This is a genomic window from Weissella cibaria KACC 11862 (genome assembly GCF_000193635.1).
Taxonomy (GTDB): Bacteria; Bacillota; Bacilli; order Lactobacillales; family Lactobacillaceae; genus Weissella; species Weissella cibaria.
Window position 1 is genome coordinate 81,268 of sequence record NZ_AEKT01000016.1, and the last position, 6,242, is coordinate 87,509.

The 6,242-nt window shown below is 45.7% G+C and carries 6 protein-coding genes; 1 reads left to right on the top strand and 5 read right to left on the bottom strand.

Going from position 1 to position 6,242, the window contains the following annotated elements; translation table 11 throughout:
- Positions 1-14 precede the first annotated feature (14 nt).
- The 5 genes from ESE_RS0103050 to ESE_RS12405 form a co-directional block, all read right to left on the bottom strand.
- Entirely contained in the window at positions 15-1,232 is a 1,218-nt protein-coding gene (locus ESE_RS0103050; RefSeq protein ID WP_010371039.1) for a glycosyltransferase, read from the bottom strand.
- Positions 1,229-2,779 (bottom strand): glycosyltransferase, encoded by a 1,551-nt coding sequence (locus ESE_RS0103055; RefSeq protein ID WP_010371041.1) that lies wholly within the window; start codon positions 2,777-2,779, stop codon positions 1,229-1,231. The genes ESE_RS0103050 and ESE_RS0103055 overlap by 4 nt, the downstream gene beginning before the upstream one ends.
- Position 2,780: 1 nt before the next feature.
- Positions 2,781-3,431: a hypothetical protein gene (locus ESE_RS0103060; RefSeq protein ID WP_010371044.1), complete on the bottom strand. Its 651-nt coding sequence runs from the start codon at positions 3,429-3,431 to the stop codon at positions 2,781-2,783.
- Positions 3,428-4,912, bottom strand: coding sequence for a glycosyltransferase (locus tag ESE_RS0103065; RefSeq protein ID WP_010371046.1), 1,485 nt, complete (start codon positions 4,910-4,912; stop codon positions 3,428-3,430). Before ESE_RS0103065 ends, ESE_RS0103060 begins: the two co-directional genes overlap by 4 nt.
- Before the next feature lie 215 nt (positions 4,913-5,127).
- Complete coding sequence (locus ESE_RS12405; RefSeq protein ID WP_137636370.1) at positions 5,128-5,544, bottom strand: hypothetical protein; 417 nt, start codon at positions 5,542-5,544, stop codon at positions 5,128-5,130.
- Here ESE_RS12405 and ESE_RS12410 point away from each other — a divergent pair.
- A partial coding sequence (locus tag ESE_RS12410) for a hypothetical protein (protein ID WP_202795374.1) occupies positions 5,483-6,242 on the top strand: 760 nt, incomplete at its 3' end. The two genes, ESE_RS12405 and ESE_RS12410, sit on opposite strands and share 62 nt — an antisense overlap.

Here is a 6,242-nt window from a genome sequence, read left to right on the forward strand (position 1 = left end):
TGTATGCAGACTAATTAGTCTGCTAAATTTGCTTGCTGTAACACAACGTCAACAGCATGTGACAACCGCTCAATCGGTACACGTTGCCCAGTCATACCATCTAAATATGGCCGTGATTGCGCGTCGTTTGAAATGTTAACCACTGGTAACTTAACCGCCATGGCGTACGCATAAATGCCGCCCACTGGGTTGCTATCTGAAACGGTCAGCAATAAATCCGTGTCAGCCAATTCATAAGCCAACACTTCTTTTTCTGACCATAACGTCCACTCAACGACATGGTCATCAATCATGTCATCCGCCACTAAGGCCGTTTGATAATCAGTTGGATTGAACATCCGCAATAAATGAATTTGCGTCGCACCAGCTGTTTTCGCCGCTGTAACCGCCGCTTTGAGTCGCTCATCACTATCACTGTGCGTCATAATTGTCACGACTAACCCATCATGTGCTGGTTGCACCCCACGTTCTGGCACCCACTGCCACGTCGTATCGGTCACGCCAATTCGGGCGGTCAATGTCAGCGATGCTGAGGCCATCAAGTCATCAATCAGTTGTGACTCGCCAACGGTATACATTTCTGGTCGATCATCGAGCTGCAATGCTTCCGTCAAGACCGCCGTTTGCAATGCCAGTTGTGATGGATACGCCGTCGTATTGCGCATGCCGTCCCGGCGCAACCAAAGATATGGTTGCTGATCCTGATTATAGAGCACTGTCAACGCCTCAAGTCCAGTTTCATCAAAATAATCCGCCTGATAGACTGCCTCATTTCGCACCATCTTTTGGCGAGAGACAAACCCACGATAATCATACTCCGCAATCATGCGTGGCTCTTCGCGTCGATTATAGTATTTAACTTGTCGGACAAAGCGCCAGGCTGTGCTGATATGTTCAAAATAATCAAACCACGCTAATCGTAATGAACCAGCTTTAATTTCGCCCCAAGTAAAATCAGAGTAGAGCTCCGTTTTTGGTGCCCGTGGCAAATCCCAAAACCAGCGTGGTTCATGCCGATACCCCTTGGTTCGTTGCACAATATCAGCCAATTGCCAAATGTCATCTAAATCAATGCGATAATCTTGCGCAAGTTTCGTGAGTTCCGGTTGATAGTCGACCACGACAATATTGATTGGTTCTCGTTGTTCCTTAAGTCGTCGATAAACATCTAAGATTTTTTCAGTCACATCATCAATTTGTGGATGTAGTGTCTCAATTAATAAATATTTCATTTCGCTTGCCGCCATTCTGCAATTGCCGTCAACCAGTTTTGCCAAGCTTGCCAAACAGCTGTTTCACTATAGGCCAAGCGCGCTTCTAGCGTGCTAGCCATCAAAGCCGCCAGTGCTTGTTGATTCGACAAATAATGTTGAATCCAATGCGCCATTTGTTGCACATTATCCGGGTCATGTAATCCGATTAATTGCCCATTAACACCCGGTTGCACGATTTCACGAGGCCCGTATAACGCATCATACGCAATGATTGGCGTCCCAACCGACTCGGCCTCCATCATCGTCAAACCAAAGCCCTCTGACCGACTAGCCGCAACAAACAGCTGAGCGTTGGCCAACTTTTCCAAGACTGCCGTCGTGTGCCCCATCAAATGGACATAGTCTGTGGCATCTAAACGCGCAATCTGGTCACGAAGCCGACCATCATCGCTACCGTTACCCCAAATTTCAAGTTGCGCCTGGGGCAGTTGCTCATGCACAATTGCCATGGCGTCAATCAAGTGATCAATTTGCTTCGCCTCATCCAAGCGCGAAACCGTCACCACCGTCTGTGGTTGCCGTTCAATACTGGTTTTAACGGGTTCACTGAGCACCGCATCGCTAATCATACCGACTGGAATCTTGAAAAAGCGTTCCCGATAGCCAAACCGATTAGCAACCCGCTCGAGTTGAATTTGCGTTGGCACGATTACCGCATTGAAATCACCGATATTATCGAATTCATATTGATAGTTGTAATTCACCAAGCCGTTTGGCGCGGTTTCATCATTGAGATGGCCAGCATGTAGAATAAATGTTTTGAATGCCCGGGTCTGCATATTGTTCAACGCCCACGCTTCGGTAATGCCTCGATCAGCGATGAAGGCATTCGCACCACCAAATGCCTGATTAATTTCGTCAAAAAAGAATCTAAATAACTCATCAGTGCCAAAGAATTGATAATCATGACCGTGATAATCAAATACTGAGACCATTTCAAACTCATCAATATCCGTTCGATCATGTGCCATGGTGTACAACATCTTCAATTGCCCAGTTGGTGAATAGAACGCCCGGCTTTCCCGCACATTCTTATCTGCCAGCATGATATAGCGATCTTCCGCAATGATAAAGCCCCGTGGGTCATACCATTCTGCCCGTGTTTGGCGACGATTTTGATCGAAATATGACACAGCGTAAATATCCCCATTCACATCCGCATTCACATCAATCAGACTGGTTGTTTGCCCGTCAAATGCAAACTGTCGTAATTGGGCATTCCCCGTCTGTAATTCAACCATGCCAGCTGGCATTGGATAATCAGATAGCTTAGGCGCACCCTGACCAACAAAATTACGCGCATCAATAAACCAATCATGCAACCCTAATAATTGGGACTCTGGTAGACCCCAGATAACTGCATTTCGATGCAAATCAAAGAAAAAATCAGTCGCCACCAACATAGCCGGTACGTCGTGGTCACGAAACAGTTGGAGGCGCTTGAGAATAGCGTGCTCAACACCCGAATTAGTGCGTGCTAAGCCACCGTTAATAAAAAAGTTCATCTTACAACTCCTCATCGTCCGTTAGGCGTCGTACAGGTACACCCAACACTTCCCAATTTACCCCTGCAACAGACTCGTCGACCCACAACGAATCAATTTCATGACGATTAACTGCGCCCTGTAGTAGATCAAAGAGTAAATCAAGTTCACCCGTTAAGTGGCGCTCTTGCAACTGATTTGGCCACTGATACCAGTGTGCCTCCGTTTCAGTTTGCATTGCCATAACGGTTACTTGTTGCTGACCGTCAAAAAATTCCGTCAAACTAATTTGACCAGCGTGATTCCAGTACTGGCGTCGTACCAATTGCCCGTTCGGACGGAATTGTTCGCTTAGTGCTAATTTGCCTAATTGATTGTAATAACCGACTTCATGCACGCGACCCGCATCATCTAAAAGTACGGTCACGCGCACCTGGTCACCGATTAACCAATTACTTTGGTGTTCATTTATCAAATTCTCGGTAAATTCAGCCCCACGTTGCGGCGTTTGTGACACACCATCGTAAGAAGCACCAAGCACCTCGTAGGCATTCGACTCATTGACCAAAAAATCACCATTTATGTTAAACAAGCCTGAATAGACTCGCATCGTATCTGACACCAACTCGTGGCGTCGCTTAACCGGCACCGTTAACGTGACATATCCAATCATGACAGCACCTCATTCCACTTCTGCCAAATATTTTCTGCACTAAACCGTTGTGTTGACGCTACCGCAGCTGCGCTTTTACGTGCCAATTCTTCCGGCGTATTAAACCACCTTACTAACGTTTCAGCCATCTGCGTGTAATCGTGTTCAGGGACTAATCGGCCCGTTGACTCATCAATCAATTCGCTTGGACCGTACTTAACATCGTAAGAAATTGCTGGTACGCCATTTGCCAACGCCTCAACCAACGATAAGGCGTATCCTTCATTGTGTGACGTTAGCAACGTCGCTTGGGCCCGTTGCCATACCTGCTCCGGTTGGGCCGTGTACCCCTTTAATTTGATATAGGCTGTAGCGCCAATTTGATCAATGAATGCTTGCAAACGGTCGTCGTCACCATGATTACCAGAGCCCCAGATTTCAGCATGAATCCTGTCATTTTGCTGATGCGCTAAGTGAATTGCTTGCACTGCTTCGGTCAAGTTTTTCTCCGGTGCAATTCGTGACACAATTGCTACCAAACCTATTTCACGTTCTACAAATGGTGTATTCGTTGGTCGCTGATCTGGTAATACCGCAACCGGTATCGCAGTCACGGTTGCCTTGGGCCATCGCGCCAACACATCAGCTGCCTGCTGGTCACTGGAAACAATGAAACGCTCAAACAATTCTTGATGATTTAAGACCGCTTCGTAATTTTCATTTAGTGGTCCCATCACCTGCTGCGGATCAATCGTGTGCGTGTTATGCAAGACACTAATCTTGCGTGCCGGTTCCGTCATTTGTTGCAAGGCGTCAAACCATTCAGCATTACGATCCACAATAAAGACCGTTTCTTCGTCGGCAGTCGTATTTTGACGGACCAATTCATCTAACCAAAACGCTTGGATCGCCGCTTCACTATCAAACATGTGCTCTTGATTATCAGCCGTGCGGTAGCGATAAGTTGTTTGCCCAGTGGCTGTCACGGTCGTCCACATCTTGGTTGGTGTGGTTGTTGACACAAACTCTCGCAAATACAGCTGTTGGTCATCAGGTGAAAAATATTCAGTCCCGATTTGTTGCCCACGTGGATCAAAAAATTTCATCCGTGTTGTTTGCCCATTTACCGCAATTTCAGTCCATAGCAACAACGTTTTGTGATCAATACCCGGTTGTAATTTAATCGTTTGGCCATCCGTTAGATGCAACTCACGACCATTTTCGTCGATGTAATCCTGTGCAATATTTGGCAACATGATTGTTTTAATATCAATCGGATTTGATGTTGTTGGACGTTCCATCAACTCCTCATACATGTTCAAATAATTTGGCGTTAAGTCGGCCACCGTTCCAAGGCCAAAACGTGCATTTAAATCAAGCTTGTAAGTCACGAATTGCGTCTGTAAGCCATGTTTATTGAATAATTTTGTTCGTAAAATGCCGGCGTTATCTAACCCCGAGCGTCGAACATAGAACGAATCATTTAGTATATAAATTTTCATATTGCTTCCACCCCAAAGCTACGCATAACGCTACTAATTTTATTTAATCGTCATACAATTACTTCCTATTATATACCGCCAGAACCGTTGCTTTCACGTAATTAATACCCTATTTTCTGCGACTTCATCATCCCGCTTGCATCACAAAAAGGCGAAGCGATACTCCCTCTTCGGACTATCGCTTCGCCTTATTTTTTATAATCAACTTCCACCGACTAACGGGTTGTTGTAGAGTCATCCTCATCTTCGTCATCATCCTTACGACGACGGGCAATAAAGAGACCAAACAAGCCCATCATAATCAACGCAGCAACACTCAAGAACTCAGTCGTTGAGACTTGGTCATCGGCCGTTGCGTGTTCCAAATTTGCAGACGTTTGATCGACAGTCACGGCACTAATACGTCCGTTATTATCATCTCCCGCTTGAGAACCAGCAATTCCCGCTGTTTGACCAGGCGCATTAACAACACCCGCGACATTAACTGTTGCATTAGAAAGTGATGTTACAACAGCACTTCCCTGGTTCGTCAACGGAGTCTCCGCAACAGTAGCTGCTGTTGCGCCGATCGTGGCAACACCAGCTGCAACGTTAGCACCAGCATTACGCCCATTCGTCGTTGAGTTACTCAAGCTCGTTGAAGTCGATCCATTCAATGACGTCGAGTTGTTCAAACTCGTTGATGTTGAACTGCTCAATGACGTTGAGTTGCTCAATGACGTCGAGTTGTTCAAACTCGTTGATGTTGAATCGCTCAAACTCGTTGATGTCGAGCTGCTCAATGACGTCGAGTTGCTCAAACTCGTTGAAGTCGAGTTACTCAATGATGTTGAATTGCTCAAGATCGTTGAAGTTGAATTACTCAATGATGTTGAGTTTGACAAGCTCGTTGATGTCGAGTTGCTCAAACTTGTCGAAGTCGATCCACTCAACGATGTTGAGTCTGACAAACTTGTCGAAGTTGAGTTACTCAATGATGTTGAATCACTCAAACTCGTTGATGTTGAGTTACTCAATGACGTCGAGTTGCTCAAACTCGTTGAAGTTGAACTGCTCAATGACGTTGAATCGCTCAAACTCGTTGAGGTTGAACTGCTCAATGATGTTGAATCGCTCAAACTTGTTGATGTTGATCCACTCAACGATGTTGAGTCTGACAAACTTGTCGAAGTTGAGTTACTCAATGACGTCGAGTTGCTCAAACTCGTTGAAGTTGAACTGCTCAATGACGTTGAATCGCTCAAACTTGTCGAAGTTGAGTTACTCAATGACGTCGAGTTGCTCAAACTTGTTGAAGTTGAATTACTCAATGATGTTGAGTTGCTCAAGC

Coding starts and splice junctions, on each gene's coding strand:
- ESE_RS0103050 (WP_010371039.1), bottom strand. CDS start 1,232: ATGAAATATTTATTAATTGAGACACTACATCCACAAATTGATGATGTG.
- ESE_RS0103055 (WP_010371041.1), bottom strand. CDS start 2,779: ATGAACTTTTTTATTAACGGTGGCTTAGCACGCACTAATTCGGGTGTT.
- ESE_RS0103060 (WP_010371044.1), bottom strand. CDS start 3,431: ATGATTGGATATGTCACGTTAACGGTGCCGGTTAAGCGACGCCACGAG.
- ESE_RS0103065 (WP_010371046.1), bottom strand. CDS start 4,912: ATGAAAATTTATATACTAAATGATTCGTTCTATGTTCGACGCTCGGGG.